Source organism: Flexivirga aerilata (assembly GCF_013002715.1).
GTDB classification, from domain to species: domain Bacteria; phylum Actinomycetota; class Actinomycetes; order Actinomycetales; family Dermatophilaceae; genus Flexivirga; species Flexivirga aerilata.
Genome location: NZ_JABENB010000002.1, coordinates 218,060 through 238,072, shown reverse-complemented (window position 1 = coordinate 238,072; position 20,013 = coordinate 218,060). Strand labels below are relative to the sequence as shown.

Here is a 20,013-nt window from a genome sequence, read left to right as displayed (position 1 = left end):
CACATGGACAAGGTTGTCTCCTCCGCGGCCGAGGCCGTCGCCGACATCGCCAGCGGATCCTCGCTCGCGGTCGGTGGATTCGGTCTCTGCGGCATCCCCAGCGTGCTGATCGATGCTCTCCACAAGGGCACGGCGACCGACCTCGAGGTCGTCTCCAACAACTGCGGAGTCGACGACTGGGGTCTGGGAATCCTGCTGCGGGACAAGCGGATTCGGCGCATCATCGCGTCATACGTCGGCGAGAACAAGGAGTTCGCGCGGCAATACCTCGAGGGTGAGCTCGAGGTCGAGCTGACCCCGCAGGGCACGCTCGCCGAGAAGCTGCGGGCCGGCGGCGCCGGCATCCCGGCGTTCTACACCGCGACCGGCGTCGGCACCCAGGTCGCCGACGGCGGCATGCCGTGGCGCTATGCCGCCGACGGCTCGGTCGAGCTGGCGTCCCCGCCGAAGGAGACCCGCGACTTCGACTTCCTCGGCCAGACCCGGCCCTACGTGCTCGAGCGCTCCATCGCCACCGACTTCGGGCTGGTGCGCGCCGCCAAGGGCGACCGGCACGGCAACCTGGTCTTCCACTCCAGCGCCCGCAACTTCAACCCGCTGTGCGCGATGGCCGGCCGGCTGACGATCGCCGAGGTCGAGCAGCTGGTCGATCCGGGCGACATCGAGCCCGACGAGGTGCACCTGCCCGGCATCTACGTGCAGCGCGTGGTCGCCCTGACCCCCGAGCAGGCCGCCGACAAGCGCATCGAGAAGGTCACCACCAAGGACGGTCAGTAGACATGGCGCTCACCCGCAACGAGATGGCCGCCCGCGCGGCCCGCGAGCTCGCCGACGGCGACTACGTCAACCTCGGGATCGGTCTGCCGACCCTGGTGCCCAACTTCGTGGCCGACGACGTCGAGCTGGTGCTGCAGTCCGAGAACGGCCTTCTCGGCGTCGGCGCCTACCCGACCGCCGATCAGGTCGACCCCGACCTGATCAACGCCGGCAAGGAGACCGTCACGCTGCGCCGCGGCGCGTCGATCTTCGACTCCGCCACCAGCTTCGGCATGATCCGCGGCGGCAAGGTCGACGCAGCCATCCTCGGCGCCATGCAGGTGTCGCAGACCGGGGACATCGCCAACTGGATGATCCCCGGCAAGATGGTCAAGGGCATGGGCGGCGCGATGGACCTGGTGCACGGCGCCCGCAAGGTCATCGTCCTCATGGAGCACGTCGCCAAGGACGGCTCGGCCAAGATCCTCGCCGAGTGCTCGCTGCCGCTCACCGGCAAGCAGGTCGTGCAGCGGATCATCACCGACCTCGCAGTCATCGACGTGACCCCGGACGGGCTGAAACTCGTCGAGGTGGCCGACGGCGTCACCGAGGACGAGGTTCGCGACAAGACCGCCGCGCCCCTGCTCTGAGCGCCCCGCGGCAGCTTGACGGTCAGCAGGTCAGGTCAGCAGGTCTGCGAGCGAGTCAGCAGGTCGGCCAGCGGGTCAGATGGTGCTACCCAGCCGCGCCCGGCGGTCCTCTTCCCGCTGCAGCCGGCGCTTGATCTGACCGTCCTCCCGCGCCAGCCGCTGGTCGGCCATCTCCTCCGGGGTCGGGCTCTGGTGCGCCTTGCCCATGAGGTCGCTCATGTAGCGGTCCATGATCTCGTCCATCGGTCCGTCGCCGACGAGTTCGCCGCCGTTGAGGTAGAGGCCGCGGGTGCAGAACCGCAGGAGGTCGCCGGAGGAGTGCGAGACCAGGAAGAGCGTGCGCCCCTGGTCGAGCAGGTTCTCCATGCGGTTGTAGCACTTCTCGCGGAACGCGGCGTCGCCGACGGCGAGCACCTCGTCGACGAGGATGATCGGCTCGTCGAGGCAGGTGATGACCGCGAAGCCGAGCCGCACCTGCATACCGGAGCTGAAGTGCCGGTAGGGCACGTCGAGCCCGGCTCGCACCTGCGGTCCGGCGAAGTCGACGATGTCGTCGAAGCGCTCGTCGATCTCCTCACGGGACATCCCGTGCAGGCCGGCGGTGAGGTAGACGTTCTCCCGGGCCGAGAGCTCCCCGATAAAGCCACCGGTCAGCTCGATCAGCGGGGCGACGCCGTCGCGGACGAGCGCGCGACCCTCGTCGGGCAACAGAGTCCCGGCGATCATCTTCAGCAAGGTGGACTTGCCGCCGCCGTTGCCGCCGACCAGGCCGACGGCCTCGCCGCGGCCCACCGTGAAGTTGAGATTGCGCAGCGCCCAGAACGTCTCCCGGTCGTGCGCGCTGCCCCCGCGGAAGACGATCTCGCGCAGCGACAGGTTGCGCTTGCGCCCGCGCAGGAACTCGATGCCGAGGTTTTCGACCTCGATCACCGGTTCGCCGGGCTGCGACTTCCAGTCGACGGTGCTCGGCACCGGCGGGAAGTGGTAGTCGGCAAGGGTGCGCTTGTGCTCGGGGTCGTAGCCGGGCGGGTCGTTCGGCCGACGCTCGGGGCGCCAGCGCGGCTTGCCGTTCTCGCCCAGGACGAGGTCGCCGACCGGGCCGAGTTGCGGGGTGGCGTCGGACATCTCAGATCTCCTTCAGAACCGCCGGTTCGAGCTTCTTGAACACCCACATGCCGACGAACAACCAGAAGACGGTGACCACCGCGGCGAAGATCCAGGCGTGGTAGTCGGGGGTGACGTGGGTGAGGAAGACCTGCCGGAACATGTCGTTGATGCCGGTCAGCGGGTTGAACTGCTGGATGTGCCGCGCCCACGGCGCGCGATCGGAGAGGATCTGCGTCGAGTACACGATCGGGGTCAGATAGAACAGCACCCGCAAGCCGATCCGCACCAGCCGGACGAAGTCGTCGACCAGGGCGGTCACCGGCGCCATCACGAAGCCGAGCCCCACACAGAGCAGGAACTCCAGCACCAGCGCCGGGATCCAGTAGAGGAACTTCTCCGGGTGGATGTAGATCTGGTCGGTGCCGAAGCGGAAGTAGAGCATGAACCCGATGAGGATCGGCAGCGACATAACGAACTCGATGCCCTTGGCGATCACCAGCCGGATCACCCACAGCTCGCGCGGCAGGTTGGTGGACCGGACGAGCAGTCGCTCGGCATACAGCGCCCGGGCGGACTCGTTGATCGACATGTTGAACCAGTTCCACGGCAGCAGCCCGGCCACCAGGAAGAGCACGAACGGCGCACCGTCACTGCTCAGCTCCGAGCGGGTCTTGTAGATCACGCCGAAGACGAACCAGTAGACCAGCGCCATCGCCAGCGGGTCGATCAGCGTCCAGAGGTAACCGAGCACACTGCGGGCGTATCGCACCCGCAGGTCGCGCTTGACCAGCGTCCAGAGCACCTTGCGGTGCTCGACGATGCGCCGTAGGCGCACAGCCATGTTCATCGGTTCCTCGTTGATCGTCGGTCGGTATGGCGCGGGGCGCGCCCGGACTGGAGCGTCGTCAGGCTACCCGCCGGTCACTGGACGTCCGCTGAACGTCTTCGGTGAGACGGATGCGACTGGTCAGGAAGCCCCAGCCCCAGCTGAGGTGCATGGTCGCAAGGACCGGGGGCACCCGCACCCGCACCGCCGGGCCGGCACCGCGCGAGATGGCGGCGCCACCGGCGGTGATGGCCCCGAGGTAGCCGGCCGGAACCACCCAGAGCGGGCGCCATACGAACCCGCCGACGGTGCCGACCGCGATCGCGACCAGCGCCGTGGGCGGGGCCAGGTAGCGGGCGTTGATCGACCCCTTGTGCTGCCGGGCGACGACGCGGCGCCACTGGCCGTACTGCCGATATTGCCGCGCGAGGGCGCGGAAGGAGCCGCGCGGCCGGTAGGTGACCTTGAGCTGCGGGGTGAACCACACCGCGCCCCCGGCGGACCGGATGCGGTAGTTCATCTCCCAGTCCTGGGCGCGGGTGAAGCGCGGGTCGTAGCCGCCGACCTTGTCCAGCCAGGACCGCCGGAAGACGCCGAGGTAGACGGTGTCGGCCGGACCGGCCGCGCCGCCCTGCTTGAACTTCACTCCCCCGACGCCGAGCTTGGACTTCATCGCCACCGCGACCGCGCGCTCGAAGTCGGTGGTGCCCTCGGCGTCCATGATGCCGCCGACGTTGGCCGCCTCGGTCTCGGCAAGAGTGCGCAGCGCCGTGGCCAGATAACCGTCGGAGAGGATCCCGTGACCGTCCACCCGCGCGACCACGTCGTATGACGCGGCGCCGATCGCGGCGTTGAGTCCTTCGGGGGTGCGCCCGCTCGGGTTGGCCACCAGTGTGACCCGGTCGTCGGCCCTCGCGAGCGCCTCGGCGACCTCGTCGGTGCGGTCGCCGGACGGTCCCAGCGCGAGGATGACCTCCAGCGGGCACGGCACGTCCTGCGCGAGGACGGCGGCCACCGACTCGGCCAGATGCCGCTCCTCGTCGAGGATCGGCATGATCACCGAAACGCCGTCAGCGGAGGGTGTTTCGGATTTGGGCACGCTCTCCAGGCTACATGAGACACCCAGCATGGGACGTTACCCTCGTCCGGTGCCGGACGACGACGAGCCGATCATCATCGACACCCGACGAGGCAAGGACGCCCCGCGGCGACCTCGCCGACGCCCGGCGGAGGAGCCGCAGCAGATCCCGGTGCGCCCGGGCGCGGACGAGCGGCGGCAAGCGCCGCTACCGGGTGCCCGACCGCCGCGCCGGGAGGAGCCGGCGCCCGCGCCGCCTGCCTACGACTCGACGCGGGTCATGCCGACCCGGCCCGCGTCCTACCCGCAGGACGGGGTGCCGATGCCCGCGCAGCGGCCGGGTGGTCCGGGCCGCCCGGGGGGGCCGGGTGGTTCGGGTGGACCTGGCCGCCCGGGTGGTCCGGGTGGTCCCGGTCGCCCGCCGGGTCCGGACGGACCGCGGGGGCCGCGCGGACCACGCCCCGACACGACGCCGCCGGCCGCCACCCGCCCGCCGCGTCGCAAGCGGACCTGGCTGCGGGTGCTCGTCGTACTCGCGGTGATCGTCGCGCTCTGGGCCGGGCTGCTGGTCTGGGCCGGCCTGTCCGCGTGGGGCAAGGTGCGCAAGGTCGACGCGTTCCCCGCCGGCGATCGGCCCGGTGGCGGGAAGGGCACCAACGTGCTGCTCGTCGGCTCGGACTCCCGCGCCGGCATGACCAGTGCAGAGGCCAAGAAGCTGCGCACCGGCGGCAGCAACGTGGGCGGCGGCACGTCGCGCACCGACTCGATCATGCTGCTGCACGTGCCCGACAGCGGGAAGCCGACGCTGATCAGCATGCAGCGCGACAGCTGGGTGCAGATCCCCGGCCACGGCCGCAACAAGATCAACTCCGCGTTCTCGATCGGCGGCCCGAAGCTGCTGGTGCAGACCGTGGAGCAGGCCACCGGGCTGCGGGTCGACAACTACATGGAAATCGGCTTCGGCGGCTTCGCCGGCGTCGTCGACGCGGTCGGCGGCGTGCGGATGTGCCTGCCGGAGGCGGTCAACGACCCCTACGCGCACATCAACCTGCCGAAGGGATGCCAGAACCTCCAGGGCGCCGACGCCCTGGGTTACGTGCGGTCGCGGCACGCCTTCGCCACCGGCGACCTCGCCCGCGCCCAGCACCAGCGCGAGTTCCTCGGTGCGCTGATGAAGAAGGTCGCGAGCCCGGCCAACCTGCTCGTGCCGTGGCGGCTGAAGAGCGTCGGCGAGTCCGGCGCCCAGGGCATCGCGGTCGACCAAGGCATGTCGCCGCTCCGCGCGCTCAAGATCATGTGGACGCTCAAGGGCATCACCAGCGGCGGCCAGTCGGTGCAGGTGCCGGTGGCCGACGCCAACTACTACGTCGGCGGCGAATCCGGCGTGTTGTGGGACAGCTCCCGCGCGAAGAAACTCTTCGACGACCTCAACAACGACCGGTCGATCAGCGTCAGCCAGTAGCGGGCGGCCGCCCCGGCATACGAGTGCACCCGGAAGTGACCTCTCAGGTCGGTCGCAGGCGCCGGCATACGACAAACGCGCCCGGAAGTGACCTCTCGGGTCGCCTCCGGGCGCGTCGTACGAGCCGGCCCTACTTCAGCAGCTGGCGCGCCATCACCATGCGCTGGATCTGGTTGGTGCCCTCGTAGATCTGGGTGATCTTGGCGTCGCGCATCATCCGCTCCACCGGGTGGTCCTTGACGTAGCCGGCGCCGCCGAGCAGCTGCACCGCGTCGGTGGTGATCTCCATCGCGACGTCCGAGGCGTAGCACTTGGCGGCCGCACCGAAGAACGGCAGGTCGGCGTCGCCGCGCTCGGACTTGGCCGCGGCGACGTAGACCATCTGCCGCGCGGTCTCCAGCTTCATCGCCATGTCGGCGAGCATGAACTGCAGCCCCTGGAACTCCGCGATCGCCTTGCCGAACTGCTTGCGCTCCTTGACGTAGCCGATCGCGTAGTCGAGCGCCCCCTGGGCGATGCCGACCGCCTGGGCGCCGATCGTGACGCGGGTGTGGTCGAGGGTGCGCAGCGCGATCTTCAGGCCCTCGCCAGGGTTGCCGACCATCCGGTCGCCGGGGATGCGGCAGTTGTCGAAGTGCAGCTCCCGGGTCGGCGAGCCCTTGATGCCGAGCTTGCGCTCGGGCTCACCGAAGCCGAAGCCCTCGTCGGACTTCTCCACCACGAACGCGCTGATGTTGCGGCCGCGCTCGCCGGCGGGGTCGGTGACCGCGAGCACCGTGTAGAACTGCGAGACGCCGGCGTTGGTGATCCACGACTTCTGGCCGTTCAGCACGAAGTCGTCGCCGTCCGCGATCGCCTTGCACCGCATCGACGCGGTGTCGGAGCCCGCCTCCCGCTCGGACAGACCGTAGGAGAACATCGCCTCGCCGCGGGCGACCGGCGGGAGGTACTTGCTCTTGATCTCGTCGTTCGCGGCCAGGATCACCGGCATCGAGCCGAGCTTGTTGACCGCCGGGATCAGCGAGGACGACGCGCACGCCCGGGCGACCTCCTCGATCACGATGCAGGTCGCGAGCGCGTCGGCGCCGACGCCGTCATACTCCTCGGCGATGTGCGGCGCGTGGAAGTCGGAGGCGACAAGGGCATCCAGCGCAGCCTGCGGGAACTCGCTCTTCTCGTCGACCTCCGCGGCGTGCGGGGCGATCTTGTCCTCGGCGACGGCACGCACGGCGTCGCGGAGCGCGTCGTGGTCCTCGGAGGTCTTGAACAGCGGGTAGAGGTCGTCGGTCTGACTCACGATTGGCAGTTCCTACTCATCTCTCAAACGGCTGGCTCACCGGTCCATCCCCGGCATAATCTCACGCCCCGATCGCACGGGGTCGCCGCGGTCGTCCACCGCACGGGCAGGGTGCCGGCCACGTGGCGGTCCGCCGAACTTCACATGCTGTTGCGTTCCCATTGCGGAGGAATCACGCGGTGCCGGGTACCTTTGGGCGCATGTCTTCGCGCAGCAGGATCACCGTGGTCGGCACCGGGTATGTCGGCCTCTCGATGGCGGTCCTGCTGGCGTCGGTGGCCGACGTCGTGGCGTTCGACATCGACGCCGACCGGGTCGCGATGCTGCAGCAGAAGCGCAGCCCGATCAGCGACGCGGAGATCGAGGACCAGCTCGCGCACGCCGACCTGTCGCTGACGTTCACCCTCGACAAGCGGTCGGCGTACGACGGCGCGGAGTTCGTGATCATCGCGACCCCGACCGACTACGACCCGCAGACCAACTACTTCGACACCTCCACGGTCGAGAGCGTGATCGCCGACGTCGCGGCGCTCAACCCGACCGCGACGATGGTGATCAAGTCGACGGTGCCGGTGGGCTACACCGCCGAGGTGTCCAAGAAGCTCGGCACCGGCAACGTCGTCTTCTCCCCGGAGTTCCTGCGCGAGGGCAAGGCGCTGCTCGACAACCTGCACCCGTCGCGGATCGTGGTCGGCGAGGTCAGCGACCGCGCGCAGCGCTTCGCCGACCTGCTGGTCGAGGCCGCCGAGGACACCGAGGTGCCGGTGCTGCTCACCGACTCCACCGAGGCCGAGGCCATCAAACTGTTCGCCAACACCTACCTGGCGATGCGCGTGGCCTACTTCAACGAGCTCGACACCTTCGCCTCCCGGCACGGGCTCGACACCAAGCAGATCATCGAGGGCGTCGGCCTCGACCCGCGCATCGGGCGGCACTACAACAACCCGTCGTTCGGCTACGGCGGCTACTGCCTGCCCAAGGACACCAAGCAGCTGCTCGCCAACTACACCGACGTGCCGCAGACCCTGATCAGCGCGATCGTGAGCGCCAACACCACCCGCAAGGACTACGTCGCGACCGACATCCTCTCCCGCCGGCCCAAGGTGGTCGGCATCCACCGGCTGATCATGAAGTCCGGCTCCGACAACTTCCGGGCCAGCAGCGTGCAGGGCATCATGAAGCGCCTGAAGGCCAAGGGCGTCGAGGTGCTGGTCTACGAGCCCGAACTGGAGGAGACCGAGTTCTTCGGGTCGAAGGTCACCCACGACCTGGCCGAGCTGAAGCAGCGGGCCGACCTGATCGTCGCCAACCGGCGCACCGACGACCTGGCGGATGTCGCCGAAAAGGTATACACCCGAGACCTTTTCGGCTCCGACAGCTGACGTCTCGCGAACAGCTGTCGTCCCGCGAGCCGGGAGTGCCCTGGTCGCCGCTTGGGGAGAGTTGCCGCGTGCGTACGGCGCGACCGTCGCGACTTGTGCACGCGACCAGCACGTTTCGCGTGCACACGCCGCAACCGTCGCGACTTCTACACGCCCCCGCGCCACTTCGCGTGCGCACGGCGCAACCGTCGCGACTTCTGCACGCCCCCAGGCCACTTTCGCGTGCGTACCCCGCGACCGTCGCGACTTCTGCACGCCCCGGCGCGAGCTAGAGCTGCTCGCGCAGCTTCGCCCCCTTGGCGTGCGCCTGATCGCGCAGCGCGGTCTGGAAGTCGCGCATCGCGGCGGTGAGGCGTTCGCCTTCCGCGTCACCGGCGGCAGCGAGCATCCGGACGGCGAGCAGCCCGGCGTTGCGGGCACCGCCGATCGAGACGGTCGCGACCGGCACGCCGGCGGGCATCTGGACGATCGACAGCAGCGAGTCCATCCCGTCGAGATACTTCAGTGGCACCGGCACCCCGATCACCGGCAGCGTGGTCACCGACGCGAGCATGCCGGGCAGGTGCGCCGCTCCCCCGGCGCCGGCGATGATCACCCGCAGCCCGCGGCCCGCGGCCTGCTCGCCATACGCGATCATCTCGGCGGGCATCCGGTGCGCCGACACGACGTCGGCCTCGTAGGACACCTCGAACTCGTCCAGCGCCTCGGCGGCCGCGCTCATCACCGGCCAGTCGGAGTCGCTGCCCATCACGATGCCCACTGCGGTCATTGCCGGACCGTGCCTTCCAGATAGTCGGCGGCGTGCTGCGCCCGGGCCCGCAACTGGTCAAGATCGTCGCCGTAGACGTTGACGTGCCCGATCTTGCGGCCCGGCCGGACCGCCTTGCCGTAGAGGTGCACCTTCAGCCCGGGGTCGCGGGCGAGCAGGTGCCGGTAGGTGGAGTAGAGCTCCTCGTCCGCGCCGCCGAGCACGTTGCCCATCACCGTCCAGGGCGCGCGCGGCGCCACCTCGCCGAGCGGCAGGTCCAGCACCGCCCGCAGATGCTGCTCGAACTGCGAGGTCACCGACCCGTCCATCGTCCAGTGCCCGCTGTTGTGCGGACGCATCGCCAGCTCGTTCACCACGTATGACGGGGGCCCGCCGGCTACGCCGGGCACCTCGAAGACCTCGACCGCGAACACCCCGGTGATGTCGAGCTCCCCGGCCAGGCGCAGCGCCGCCTGCGCGATCTGTGCCTGCAGGTCGGGGTCGAGGCCGGGCGCCGGTGCGAGCACCTCGGTGCAGATGCCGTCGGTCTGCACCGTCTGCACGACCGGCCACACCGCCGCCTGCCCCGACGGGCTGCGGGCGGCGAGCACCGCGAGCTCGCGGGTGAACGGCACCTTCGCCTCGGCGAGCAGCGGCTCGCCGCGGTCGAACCAGTCCTGCGCCTCGGTCGCGGAGTCGACCACGCGGACGCCCTTGCCGTCATACCCGCCGCGTGGGGTCTTGAGCACGACCGGCCAGCCGTGCAGGTCGCCGAACGCGGCCAGCTCGACGGTGTCGTGCACCTGCGCCCACGCCGGGCAGGGGATGCCGAGCTCGGTCAGCCGCTCTCGCATGGCGAGCTTGTCCTGTGCGTAGACCAGCGCCTCGGGCTTCGGGTGGACCGGCACCCCGGCCTCGACCAGCGCGTGCAACACCGGGGCCGGCACGTGCTCGTGGTCGAAGGTGACCACGTCGCAGTCGCGGGCAAAGGCGAGCACCTCGTCGACGTCGAGGTGTGACCCGACGGGCGCGGACGGAATGACCAATGCCGCTGCGGCGTCTGGGGATTCGGCGAGGACACTGAGGGTGATCGAGAGGTTCTCCGCCGCGGGCTGACACATGCGGGCGAGCTGACCGCCCCCGATGATGCCGACGACCGGGAACCCTCCGGGGGCGCGCTTCGGTGCTGTCACCCGCACACCTTAATCCGCCGGTGCGCTCGTTCTTGACAGCAACCATCCAGTGGCTGCCCGTAGGCTGGAGCGTGTGCTAGTGCAACGTATCCAGACGCTGGTCCGCTCGGTATGGCGTGAAGCGGCCAAGTTCGGCGTGATCGGCGTCCTCAACACCTTCGTCGACATCGGCCTGTTCAACCTGCTCGTTGACGGCCCGATGAACGACAAGGTGACCACCGCCAAGATCATCAGCGGTGGGGTCGCCACGGTGCTGGCCTGGATCGGCAACCGCTACTGGACCTTCCGGCACCGCCGCAACCGTCCGGTGCACCACGAGGTCGTGCTCTTCTTCGTGGTCAACGGCATCGCCCTCGGCATCTCGGCGCTGTGGGTGGCCTTCGCGCACTACACGCTCGACATGCGCGGCACGCTCTGGCTCAACGTCAACGCGTTCATCGGCATCGGCCTCGGCACGATCTTCCGCTTCTGGGCCTACAAGAAATATGTCTTCGCCAACGAGCCGATCGACTCCGAGCCCGCCACCGAGGCACTCACCGAGCCGCTGCAGGACACCGCCGAGCCCGGCCAGCGCCAGCGTCACTCCGCCTGACCCGGCGCCCCCAGCTCCGCGCTCGTCGCGGGCCGGTCGGGCAGGGTCGAGCGCACCGGCGTCCCCTCGGAGAGGAAGAGCGCGAACACCGCGGGCTGCGAGCTGCGCAGCTCCAGCCGCCCGCCGTTGGCCTGCGCCAGGTCGCGGGCCAGCGCCAGCCCGAGGCCGGTGCCGCCCGTGCTCACCCGCCGCTTGAAGATGTGCGGCGCGAGCGACGGGTCGACACCCTTGCCGGCGTCGCTGACCTCGACCACCACCGACGGCCCGTTGCGGCGAGCCATCACCTCGACCGTGCCGTCCCCGTGGTGCAGGGTGTTCTCCAGGAGCGTGGCGAGGATCTGCAACAGCCCGCTGCGGGTGGAGATCACCTGCAGGCCGCGCTCGCCGCTCACCTTCACGCTGCGCCGGGCCGAGGCGAAGGACGGCTGCCACTCGCGTTGCAGCTCGGCGATCACCGAGTCCAGCGAGATGGTCGGCAGCGGCCCGCCGCCCGGGGTCTCCCGTGCGCGTTGCAGCAGCTTGTCGACCACGCCGGTGAGCCGCTCGACCTGGTCGATGGCGACCATCGCCTCGCCGTGCACCTCGGCGATCTCCTCGCTCATCGAGATCTCGTCGAGCCGGATCAGCAGCGCGGTCAGCGGGGTGCGCAGTTGGTGACTGGCGTCGGAGGCAAACTCGCGTTCGGCAGCGAGCGTGCGGGTCAGCTCGGCGGCGCGCCCCTCGAAAACCTGTGAGATGCGGTCGATCTCGTCGATGCCGCTGCGCAGCGGCTCGAAGATGACCGGGCCGTCCTCGACCCGCTCGGCGCGGCGGGTGAGCTCCTCGACCGGGGCGGCGGTCGCCGCTGCCTCGGCGAGACTGACCCGCCATACGAGCACACCTGCGGCGACCGCGCAGGCGACGATCACCGCCCGCTGCCACCAGCCCGGGACGAGCAGTAGCGCGGGCACCACCACCAGCAGCATCGCCGGCAGCGCGATCCGCCAGCCGGTCCGGACCAGTCGGCCGCGCAACGGATCAGTCCGCCCCGCCGGCGGACTCGAAGCGGAAGCCGACCCCGCGGACCGTGGTGATGAAGCGCGGCCGGGTGGCGTCGTCGCCGAGCTTGCGGCGCAGCACCGACACGTGCATGTCCAGGGTCTTGGTCGAGCCGAGCCAGGCGGTGTCCCAGATCTCGTGCATCAGCTGCTCGCGCGAGACCACCTTGCCCTGCTCGCGCACCAGCACTCGCAGCAGCTCGAATTCCTTTGCGGTGAGCTGGATTTCGTTGTCGCCGAGGAACGCGCGGCGTGCTTCGGCGTCGAGCCGCACTAGCGGGGTGGTGACCACCTCGTCGGGCGGGGTACGGCGCAGCAGCGCCCGCGCCCGGGCGAGCAGCTCGGCAAGACGGAACGGCTTCGTGACGTAGTCGTCGGCGCCGGCGTCGAGACCGACCACGGTGTCGACCTCGTCGGCGCGGGCGGTGAGGATCAGCACCGGGACCGAGCTGCCGGAGGACCGCAGCCGACGGCACACCTCGAGGCCATCGAGGGCCGGCAGTCCGAGGTCGAGGATGACCAGGTCAGGGCCGCTCTGCGCCCCGTCCAGCGCGGCGACGCCGTCCTCGCGGACGTCGACCTGGTAGCCCTCGCGGCGTAAGGCACGGGCGAGGGGCTCGGAGATCGCCGGATCGTCCTCGGCCAGCAGCACGCTCGTCATGGTGGCGATAGTAGTTCTCCCCCACGCCGGGACAGCACCCATGGCGTGATCTGTCCGATGCCGGGCAACTGGATGGCTTCCCGGGCGATCGTGCGCACGTCGTCGTTGTCGGCGAGCGCGGCCGCGACGTCCGAATCCGCCAGCACCGTGCCGGGATCCGCGGCCGCGGTCAGCCGGCTCGCCCGGTTGACGGTGTTGCCGTAGACGTCGCCGAGACGGGCCAGCACACGGCCGGTCGCGACACCGACGCGCATCCTCGGGATGAGGTCGTCGGCCGCGGCCTGGTCGAGCAGGTCGAACGCGATCGCGATCGCGCCCTCGACGGTGGTGTGCGAGAAGAGCACCTCGTCGCCGACCGTCTTGACGATGGCGCCACCGTGCGCGCTCACCACGTCGGAGGCGAGCGACTCGAATCGCAGCACCAGCGTTGCGAGTTCGCGCTCACTGAGCTGACGGACGAGCTGGGTGAAGTTGACCAGGTCGGCGAATCCGATCGTCCGGATGACGCCGACGTGCGACTCCGGCTCGGAGTCGGCGATCATGCGCGAGATCGCGACGGCGAGGTTGCGCCGCCATACGTAGTCGATGAGGGGGCCCATCTGGTCGGACAGCTCGACGGCACGCTCGGCGGCCAGTTGCGCGATGTGACTGTCGACGCCGAGGCCCTGGCCGCCGCTGACCATGTCGGTGATCAGCTGCAGCGACCACATCGCCAGCCGGTCGGTGGACCGGCCGACCGCGCGGGCCAGCCCGAGCGCGGTGGTCTCGTCGAGTTCGCCGTCGCGGATGGTCGCCACCACCGAGCGCAGCGCCTCCACGTCGCTCGCGGTGAACACCACGTCGTCGTCGCGGGCGTTGGCGAAGCCGAGAGCGCGCCAGAGCTTCCGCGTGTCGTCGGTGGTGACGCCCGCGGCGTCGGCGACCTCCGCGCGGCGCAGGGTGCGGGGCTCGCCGACCAGCCGCTCCTCCAGCCCGTCGACGAAGGCGGCGCGGTCGTGCGGCCCGGCGAGCGGGCGGGTGGCCGGCCCGCTCGGGCGCACGTGCACGACGTCGCCCGCGGCATGGGGCACCGGGCCGTCCGCGGTCTCGATGACCAGCCGGCCCATGACGTCGACGTCGATCGCCCGGCCGGAGGCGACCTCGTCCCCGGCCAGCTCGATGCGCACCTCCTGGCCGATCGTCAGGCAGGCGGCCCGGTAGGCGTCGTCCAGCGTCGGCAGGTCCCACTGCCGTTGTATGTCGGCGAGTTGTCGCAGCAGTGCGACCACCAGGTCCTCGCAGCGCACGTCGGCCCCGCAGATGCGCACCGAGGTCGCGGTGTCGACCGGCAGGTCGCCCGGCTCCTGGTGCACGTTGATGCCGATGCCGACGACGACGGTCGGCGCGGCGCCGCCGGTCGCATTGCACAGGATGCCGGCGATCTTGCCCCAGTCGGTGTCGGCGTCGGGCCGCGCCAGCACGTCGTTGGGCCACTTCAGGCCCACGTCGAGCGGCGCGACCTCACGCAGCGCACGGCGCACGGCGACCCCGACGAGCAGCGGCACCCACCCCCAGCGGGTCGCGTCGTCCGGCAGCGGCAGGGTCGCGGACAGCGCGATCGACTGACCGGGCTCGGCGACCCAGGCGCGATCGAGCCGGCCCCGGCCGGCGGTCTGGTTGTCGGTGACCAGCGCCCGCCACGGGTGCGGGTCGGCGAGCAGCTCGGCGTTGGTGGAGCCGATCTGCGGGGTCACGTCGAGATCTTCCCACGGGGTGTCCGCCAGCCGGTCGTTCATCTCGGCGCGGTCGAGGAAGTGGCTCACGCCATAGAAGATTAGTCCGCGCACCCGGAGACTCCGGTCACAGCACCGAACCGATCAGTACGTGACCGCCCTCACTGTGCTCGCGGAGCCCGCACTACTGTGAGTCGTCATGAGCGACGCAGCGGCACCGAACGCCGCGAACTCCCCTGAGACACCTGACATGCGCAGCACCTCCGGCCGCCTGGCCGACCTGCGGCACCGGGTGGACGAGGCCGTGCACGCCGGTTCGGCGCGGGCCGTGGAGAAGCAACACGCCCGGGGCAAGCAGACCGCGCGCGAGCGCATCGAGCTCCTGCTCGACGAGGGTTCGTTCGTCGAGCTCGACGCGCTGGCCCGGCACCGGTCGACCAACTTCGACCAGGACCGCAACCGCCCCTACGGCGACGGTGTGGTGACCGGCTACGGCACGGTCGACGGCCGCACGGTCTGCGTGTTCAGCCAGGACTTCACCGTCTTCGGCGGCTCCCTCGGCGAGGTGTTCGGCGAGAAGATCGTCAAGGTCATGGACCTGGCGATGAAGATCGGCGCCCCGGTGATCGGGATCAACGACTCCGGCGGCGCGCGCATCCAGGAGGGCGTGGTCGCGCTCGGGCTGTATGCCGAGATCTTCCGCCGCAACGTGCACGCATCTGGCGTCATACCCCAGATCTCGCTGGTGATGGGGCCGTCGGCCGGCGGCGCCGTCTACTCGCCGGCGATCACCGACTTCGTGGTGATGGTCGACCACACGTCGCACATGTTCATCACCGGCCCGGACGTCATCAAGACGGTGACCGGCGAGGAGGTCGGCTTCGAGGAGCTGGGCGGCGCGCGCACCCACAACACGCGTTCGGGCGTCGCGCACTACATGGGCTCGGACGAGACCGACGCGATCTCCTACGTCAAGGAGTTGCTCTCCTACCTGCCGTCCAACAACCTCGACGAGCCTGAGCGCTTCGATCCGGTCGCCGACGAGGAGTTGGAGATCGACGCCGCGGACCTTGAGCTGGACACGCTCGTGCCGGACTCACCGGGTGTCCCCTACGACATCAAACAGGTCATCCGCACTGTCGCCGACGACGACGAATTCCTCGAGACCCAAGAGCTTTTCGCGCCCAACATCGTCACCGGCTTCGCCCGCGTCGATGGCCAGTCGGTCGGCATCGTGGCCAACCAGCCGATGCAGTTCGCCGGCACGCTCGACATCGACGCCTCGGAGAAGGCGGCGCGTTTCGTGCGCACCTGCGACGCCTTCAACGTGCCGATCCTGACCTTCGTCGACGTGCCCGGCTTCCTGCCCGGCACCGACCAGGAGTGGGGCGGCATCATCCGCCGCGGCGCGAAGCTGCTATACGCCTACGCCGAGGCGACCGTGCCGCTGATCACCGTGATCACCCGCAAGGCCTATGGCGGCGCCTACGACGTGATGGGCTCCAAGCACCTCGGCGCCGACCTCAACCTGGCCTGGCCGACCGCACAGATCGCGGTCATGGGTGCGCAGGGCGCGGCGAACATCCTCTACCGCAAGCAGATCGCCGAGGTCGAGGAGTCCTCCGGCGGTGACCCGGCGGCGGTCGAGGCCAAGCGGCAGGAGCTGATCGCCGAATACGAGGACACCCTCGCCAACCCCTACATCGCGGCCGAGCGTGGGTATGTCGACGCGGTCATCCCCCCGTCCGAGACCCGCGTGCAGGTGATCCGCGGGCTGCGGGCGCTGCGCACCAAGCGGGAGAAGCTGCCGCCCAAGAAGCACGGGAACATCCCGCTGTGAGCGACCAGCAGACGCCCGAGTCGGCTCCCGACACGACATCCGAGGCGGCAGCCGAAGCGGCGAAAACGCCTCAGCTGCAGGTGCTTTCGGGCAACGCGACGGCCGCGGAGATCGCGGCCGTCGTCGCCGTGCTCTCCGCGGTCGGTGGCGGCGACGAGGCACCGGAGCCATCCCGCGGATCGGCCTGGACCGGCCGCGCGCGCACCGGCTGGCGGTCTCCGGCGCTGCCGCGCTGACCGACGCGTCACGCCATACGCGCCACGCGTGCACACCCCGCAACCGTCGCGACTTCTGCACGCCCCCGCCCCGATCCGCGTGCGCACCCCGCGACCGTCGCGACTTCTGCACGCCCCCGCCCCGATCCGCGTGCGCACCCCGCAACCGTCGCGACTTCTGCACGCCCCCGCCCCGATCCGCGCACACACCCCGCAACCGTCGCGACTTCTGCACGCCCCCGCCCCGAATCGCGCGCACACCCCGCAACCGTCGCGACTTCTGCACGCCCCCGCCGCTACCGGCCCTGGCGCGCAGTGTCCGGTGTGACGCCGGTCCAGGTCTTGAAGGCGCGGTAGAACGAGGTGGTGTCGTTGTAGCCGAGCAGGAAGGCGATCTCGGCGGTGCGCAGGTCGTCACGCGTCAGGTAATGCCGCGCGAGGTTCTCCCGGGTGCTGGCGAGCACGGCCTTGAACGACGTGCCCTCCTGGTGCAGCGCGCGCTGCAGGGTGCGTGAGCTGACCGCGAGTTGTCCGGTGACGGCGTCGATCGAGGCGTCACCGGCCGGCAACGTCTCGACCAGCGCGGCGCGCACCCGTTCGGCGGTGGTTGCGTTCGCCTGCAGGTCGGCGAGCCGGCGACGCAGGTCGGGGCGGAAGATCCGCCACATGGCGTCGTTCTCGGTGAGGAACGGGCGCACCGCGTCGGCCGCTGCGAAGGCCACCGAGTAGGTGCTGCCGGCGCGCACCCGGCAGCCGAGGTAGCGCTCCAGGGCCGCGGGGTTTGCGGGCGGCTCAGGCATGGTGACCCGTGCGGCACGCACCTGCTCGCGGGTCGCAATCCGGGCGAGGGCGACCCAGAAGACGAGTTCGGCACTGGCGAGAAGCGCGGGCGGAGTCTGCCCCGCGGGCCAGCGGTAGCCGATAGTCAGCTCGCTGCCTGCGTCGACCTCGAGCCGCACGGGCCCGATCAGCGGCTTGTAGCGGGCGAGGCGACCGGCCGCACTGCGCAGATCCGGACTGCACATCGCGGCGAAGATCGGCGGCGAGAAGTGCTCCACCGAGATCGCCTCGCCGATGGCGACCGCGAGGTCGTCGGCCCCGCCGCCGACCCCGTCACCCGAGCCACCGGACCCGCCCTCGGCCTCGATCGCCGCCCAGAAGCGGTAGTAGTCGGCGACGCTCAGCTCGGCCGGCTGCCGAGCGAAGGTGTCCCCGGGCAGTCCTGCCCGCCGCAGCACCTGCGCAGGACGTATGCCGAGATCACGCAGCAGCACCGTGAAGCTCGGGTCGAGGTCGAAGTTGTCACCCGCCATGCGGCGAGACCCTACTCAGCCGCGCGCCGCCATGGACCTACATCGGCCGCCGCGCCACTCGCAATCCGCGCCACCACTGAAGTGGCGCGAACTGCAAGCAACCTGGCGTTCGATGCCAGTGGCTTTGCCCGGCGTACGACGTAATTTCTTGCTCACCAACACATTCGGTGCAACGCGACGAGAGGAACCGATCATGAAGGCAGCCGTCATCCCGGAGCTCAACGGCACCTGGGAACTGCGCGACATCCCGACCCCGAAGGCCGAGCCGGGGCAAGTGCTGATCAAGGTGCACGCCACCGGCATCTGCTTCACCGACATCTGGACCACCCGCGGCGCCGCCGGCGACCTCTTCCCCAACACCCCCGGCCACGAGGTGGTCGGGGAGGTCGTCGAGGTCGGCGAAGGCGTCATCAGCCGCAAGGTCGGCGACCGGGTGGGCACCACCTGGGTCCAGTCGACCTGCGGCCGCTGCGACTACTGCCGCGAAAACCTCCCGCTGTCCGGCCAGGCGGCAGTCAACTGTCCCAATGCGCGCCTCACCGGCTTCACCACCCAGGGTGGCCACGCCGAATACCTCGCCGCGACCGCGACCGGCACCGTCCTGATCCCGGACGGCCTGTCCTATGAGGAGGCCGCGCCGATCTTCTGCGCCGGTTACACCGTCTGGAGCGGCCTGCGCGCCGCCGAGCCGCAGCCGCACGAGAAGATCGCGGTGGTCGGCATCGGCGGCCTCGGGCACCTCGCCGTGCAGTACGCGAAGGCGGCCGGGCACGAGACGATCGCCGTCACCCACTCCCCCGACAAGCACGACCTGGCGCGGGAGCTCGGGGCCGACCTCGTCGTCGCGAACGGTGCCGAGCTCCAGGCCGCCGGCGGCGCCGACGTGCTCCTCCTCTGCTCCAACTCGTATGACGCAGGCCGCGACGCGTTCAAGGGTCTGCGACACGACGGGCGCGCGGTGCTCGTCGGGCTGGACCCGTTCGCCGACTTCACCATCCCCACCGAGCCGCAGCCGTTCTTCGCCCAGCGGCAGAAGGTGATCGGCGCGACCCACAACGGCCTCAACTACCTCACCGAGGCGCTCGACATCGCCGCGTCGGGCGCGGTGAAGCCGATGATCGAGGTCTTCCCGAAGGAGCGGATCACCGAGGCGGTCGACAAGGTGACCGCCGGCGATGTCCGCTTCCGGGCGGTCGTGACCTACTGACTGACCCACTGACCCACTGACCCCGCGAAAGTCCGTCACCCCCACCACACCCGGCGGGGTGACGGACTTTTGCGTGCGAGCGCGCCGGCCCGCTAAGCTCCCTCCCCGAACGGGAGTAGTCCCTCGACCGGATGTCGACATACTGGCGGTCCGCCGCCCGGTGTCCGGGGTCACCAGCGACAGCAGGTGACCGGACGAGACGTTCGAACCATCAGTGTTTTCCGCTGCCGGTTCGACGCGCTCGTTCTTTTTTGTTTGCCAGCGAGCGCGGCGGCCGGCTCGACCGCAAGGATTCCCGTGCTCGACATCGGCATCATCCTCACCGTCTTCGCGCTCGTCTTCGTCGCGGAGCTGCCCGACAAGACCGCGATCGCCAGCCTGGTGCTCGGCACCCGCTTCCCCTGGATCTGGGTCTTCGCCGGCACCGGGGCCGCGTTCGTGGTGCACGTCCTGGTCGCCCTCGCGGCCGGCCAGTTGCTGCACCTGCTGCCCGCGCAACTGCTGGAGGCGGTGATCGCGGTGCTCTTCCTGCTCGGCGCGTTCCTCATCTGGCGGGAAGGTCAGGAGGACGACGAGGGCGAAGAAGACGACGCCGAGGAGGCCGCGACGTCGGTCGCCGACGGCGCCGGCTTCTGGAAGGTCGCCTCGGTGGGCTTCGGCGTGATCTTCGTGGCCGAGTGGGGCGACCTGACCCAGATCATGACGGCCAACCTGGCGGCCAAGTATCACGACCCGCTGTCGGTGGGCATCGGCGCCGTGCTCGGCCTGTGGGCGGTCAGCCTGATCGCGCTGCTCGGCGGCCGGACGCTGCTGAAATTCCTGCCGATCAAGTGGATCACCCGCGCGGCGGCCGTCGTGATGGTCGTGCTCGGAATCCTCAGCGCCGTCAACGCGATTCGTGGCTGAGCGGCTCCCCGGCCCGGCTGCGTGAACAGCT

Annotated in this window: 19 protein-coding genes; 9 read left to right on the top strand and 10 right to left on the bottom strand. The window is 70.2% G+C overall.

Features of this window, described 5'->3' with window-relative positions:
* Positions 1–3: 3 nt before the first annotated feature.
* Positions 4–777, top strand: coding sequence for a CoA transferase subunit A (locus HJ588_RS12960; protein ID WP_171156218.1), 774 nt, complete (start codon positions 4–6; stop codon positions 775–777).
* 2 nt (positions 778–779) lie between these two features.
* Complete coding sequence (locus HJ588_RS12955) at positions 780–1,406, top strand: 3-oxoacid CoA-transferase subunit B (protein ID WP_171156216.1); 627 nt, start codon at positions 780–782, stop codon at positions 1,404–1,406.
* A gap of 75 nt (positions 1,407–1,481) precedes the next feature.
* On the opposite strand, the gene HJ588_RS12950 is transcribed toward HJ588_RS12955, so the two are convergent.
* From HJ588_RS12950 to HJ588_RS12940, 3 genes are read right to left on the bottom strand one after another with little or no spacing between them, the layout of a single operon-like run.
* Positions 1,482–2,531: an ATP-binding cassette domain-containing protein gene (locus HJ588_RS12950; RefSeq protein WP_171156214.1), complete on the bottom strand. Its 1,050-nt coding sequence runs from the start codon at positions 2,529–2,531 to the stop codon at positions 1,482–1,484.
* A gap of 1 nt (position 2,532) precedes the next feature.
* Complete coding sequence (locus tag HJ588_RS12945) at positions 2,533–3,360, bottom strand: ABC transporter permease (protein WP_171156212.1); 828 nt, start codon at positions 3,358–3,360, stop codon at positions 2,533–2,535.
* Between the two features lie 58 nt (positions 3,361–3,418).
* The gene (locus tag HJ588_RS12940) at positions 3,419–4,393 is read right to left on the bottom strand and encodes a glycosyltransferase family 2 protein (protein ID WP_171157200.1); all 975 of its coding nucleotides are present in this window, start codon (positions 4,391–4,393) and stop codon (positions 3,419–3,421) included.
* Between the two features lie 94 nt (positions 4,394–4,487).
* Here HJ588_RS12940 and HJ588_RS20050 point away from each other — a divergent pair, with 94 nt between their 5' ends.
* Positions 4,488–5,879: an LCP family protein gene (locus tag HJ588_RS20050; RefSeq protein ID WP_343036715.1), complete on the top strand. Its 1,392-nt coding sequence runs from the start codon at positions 4,488–4,490 to the stop codon at positions 5,877–5,879.
* Positions 5,880–6,009: 130 nt separating this feature from the next.
* On the opposite strand, the gene HJ588_RS12930 is transcribed toward HJ588_RS20050, so the two are convergent.
* Complete coding sequence (locus tag HJ588_RS12930; protein ID WP_171156210.1) at positions 6,010–7,176, bottom strand: acyl-CoA dehydrogenase family protein; 1,167 nt, start codon at positions 7,174–7,176, stop codon at positions 6,010–6,012.
* A gap of 200 nt (positions 7,177–7,376) precedes the next feature.
* On the opposite strand from HJ588_RS12930, the gene HJ588_RS12925 reads away from it, so the two are divergent.
* Positions 7,377–8,558, top strand: coding sequence for a nucleotide sugar dehydrogenase (locus HJ588_RS12925; RefSeq protein ID WP_171156208.1), 1,182 nt, complete (start codon positions 7,377–7,379; stop codon positions 8,556–8,558).
* A gap of 268 nt (positions 8,559–8,826) precedes the next feature.
* Here the strand turns inward: HJ588_RS12925 and purE are convergent, their stop codons facing one another.
* Positions 8,827–9,327, bottom strand: a complete 501-nt coding sequence (gene purE / locus HJ588_RS12920) for a 5-(carboxyamino)imidazole ribonucleotide mutase (protein WP_171156205.1) — start codon at positions 9,325–9,327, stop codon at positions 8,827–8,829.
* Complete coding sequence (locus HJ588_RS12915; protein ID WP_171156203.1) at positions 9,324–10,499, bottom strand: 5-(carboxyamino)imidazole ribonucleotide synthase; 1,176 nt, start codon at positions 10,497–10,499, stop codon at positions 9,324–9,326. The genes purE and HJ588_RS12915 overlap by 4 nt, the downstream gene beginning before the upstream one ends.
* Positions 10,500–10,572: 73 nt before the next feature.
* Between HJ588_RS12915 and HJ588_RS12910 the strand changes: the two genes are divergently transcribed.
* A complete protein-coding gene (locus tag HJ588_RS12910; protein ID WP_343036714.1) occupies positions 10,573–11,091 on the top strand; it encodes a GtrA family protein in 519 nt (172 codons plus the stop codon).
* Here the strand turns inward: HJ588_RS12910 and HJ588_RS12905 are convergent.
* The 3 genes from HJ588_RS12905 to HJ588_RS19500 are packed head-to-tail and all read right to left on the bottom strand — an operon-like array spanning position 11,079 to position 14,591.
* Positions 11,079–12,104 carry a sensor histidine kinase gene (locus HJ588_RS12905; RefSeq protein ID WP_246242431.1) on the bottom strand — a complete coding sequence of 342 codons (1,026 nt, stop codon included), beginning with the start codon at positions 12,102–12,104 and terminating at the stop codon, positions 11,079–11,081. The two genes, HJ588_RS12910 and HJ588_RS12905, sit on opposite strands and share 13 nt — an antisense overlap.
* Before the next feature lie 4 nt (positions 12,105–12,108).
* Positions 12,109–12,789 carry a response regulator transcription factor gene (locus HJ588_RS12900; RefSeq protein ID WP_171156199.1) on the bottom strand — a complete coding sequence of 227 codons (681 nt, stop codon included), beginning with the start codon at positions 12,787–12,789 and terminating at the stop codon, positions 12,109–12,111.
* The gene (locus tag HJ588_RS19500) at positions 12,786–14,591 is read right to left on the bottom strand and encodes a biotin--[acetyl-CoA-carboxylase] ligase (RefSeq protein ID WP_343036713.1); all 1,806 of its coding nucleotides are present in this window, start codon (positions 14,589–14,591) and stop codon (positions 12,786–12,788) included. Before HJ588_RS19500 ends, HJ588_RS12900 begins: the two co-directional genes overlap by 4 nt.
* Positions 14,592–14,700: 109 nt before the next feature.
* Here HJ588_RS19500 and HJ588_RS12890 point away from each other — a divergent pair, with 109 nt between their 5' ends.
* Positions 14,701–16,341 (top strand): acyl-CoA carboxylase subunit beta, encoded by a 1,641-nt coding sequence (locus HJ588_RS12890; protein WP_171156197.1) that lies wholly within the window; start codon positions 14,701–14,703, stop codon positions 16,339–16,341.
* Positions 16,338–16,577 carry an acyl-CoA carboxylase epsilon subunit gene (locus tag HJ588_RS12885; protein ID WP_171156195.1) on the top strand — a complete coding sequence of 80 codons (240 nt, stop codon included), beginning with the start codon at positions 16,338–16,340 and terminating at the stop codon, positions 16,575–16,577. The genes HJ588_RS12890 and HJ588_RS12885 overlap by 4 nt, the downstream gene beginning before the upstream one ends.
* A 275-nt stretch (positions 16,578–16,852) precedes the next feature.
* On the opposite strand, the gene HJ588_RS12880 is transcribed toward HJ588_RS12885, so the two are convergent.
* Positions 16,853–17,869 (bottom strand): AraC family transcriptional regulator, encoded by a 1,017-nt coding sequence (locus HJ588_RS12880; RefSeq protein ID WP_171156193.1) that lies wholly within the window; start codon positions 17,867–17,869, stop codon positions 16,853–16,855.
* Between the two features lie 193 nt (positions 17,870–18,062).
* Here HJ588_RS12880 and HJ588_RS12875 point away from each other — a divergent pair, with 193 nt between their 5' ends.
* The gene (locus HJ588_RS12875) at positions 18,063–19,076 is read left to right on the top strand and encodes an alcohol dehydrogenase catalytic domain-containing protein (RefSeq protein WP_171156191.1); all 1,014 of its coding nucleotides are present in this window, start codon (positions 18,063–18,065) and stop codon (positions 19,074–19,076) included.
* 297 nt (positions 19,077–19,373) lie between these two features.
* Positions 19,374–19,982 (top strand): TMEM165/GDT1 family protein, encoded by a 609-nt coding sequence (locus tag HJ588_RS12870; RefSeq protein ID WP_171156189.1) that lies wholly within the window; start codon positions 19,374–19,376, stop codon positions 19,980–19,982.
* Positions 19,983–20,013 lie beyond the last annotated feature (31 nt).

Bases quoted from the DNA above. Each gene is read 5' to 3' on its own strand.
- HJ588_RS12960 (WP_171156218.1), top strand. From the start codon at position 4: ATGGACAAGGTTGTCTCCTCCGCGGCCGAGGCCGTCGCCGACATCGCC.
- HJ588_RS12955 (WP_171156216.1), top strand. From the start codon at position 780: ATGGCGCTCACCCGCAACGAGATGGCCGCCCGCGCGGCCCGCGAGCTC.
- HJ588_RS12950 (WP_171156214.1), bottom strand. From the start codon at position 2,531: ATGTCCGACGCCACCCCGCAACTCGGCCCGGTCGGCGACCTCGTCCTG.
- HJ588_RS12945 (WP_171156212.1), bottom strand. From the start codon at position 3,360: ATGAACATGGCTGTGCGCCTACGGCGCATCGTCGAGCACCGCAAGGTG.
- HJ588_RS12940 (WP_171157200.1), bottom strand. From the start codon at position 4,393: ATGCCGATCCTCGACGAGGAGCGGCATCTGGCCGAGTCGGTGGCCGCC.
- HJ588_RS12925 (WP_171156208.1), top strand. From the start codon at position 7,377: ATGTCTTCGCGCAGCAGGATCACCGTGGTCGGCACCGGGTATGTCGGC.
- purE (WP_171156205.1), bottom strand. From the start codon at position 9,327: ATGACCGCAGTGGGCATCGTGATGGGCAGCGACTCCGACTGGCCGGTG.
- HJ588_RS12900 (WP_171156199.1), bottom strand. From the start codon at position 12,789: ATGACGAGCGTGCTGCTGGCCGAGGACGATCCGGCGATCTCCGAGCCC.
- HJ588_RS12890 (WP_171156197.1), top strand. From the start codon at position 14,701: ATGAGCGACGCAGCGGCACCGAACGCCGCGAACTCCCCTGAGACACCT.
- HJ588_RS12880 (WP_171156193.1), bottom strand. From the start codon at position 17,869: ATGGCGGGTGACAACTTCGACCTCGACCCGAGCTTCACGGTGCTGCTG.
- HJ588_RS12875 (WP_171156191.1), top strand. From the start codon at position 18,063: ATGAAGGCAGCCGTCATCCCGGAGCTCAACGGCACCTGGGAACTGCGC.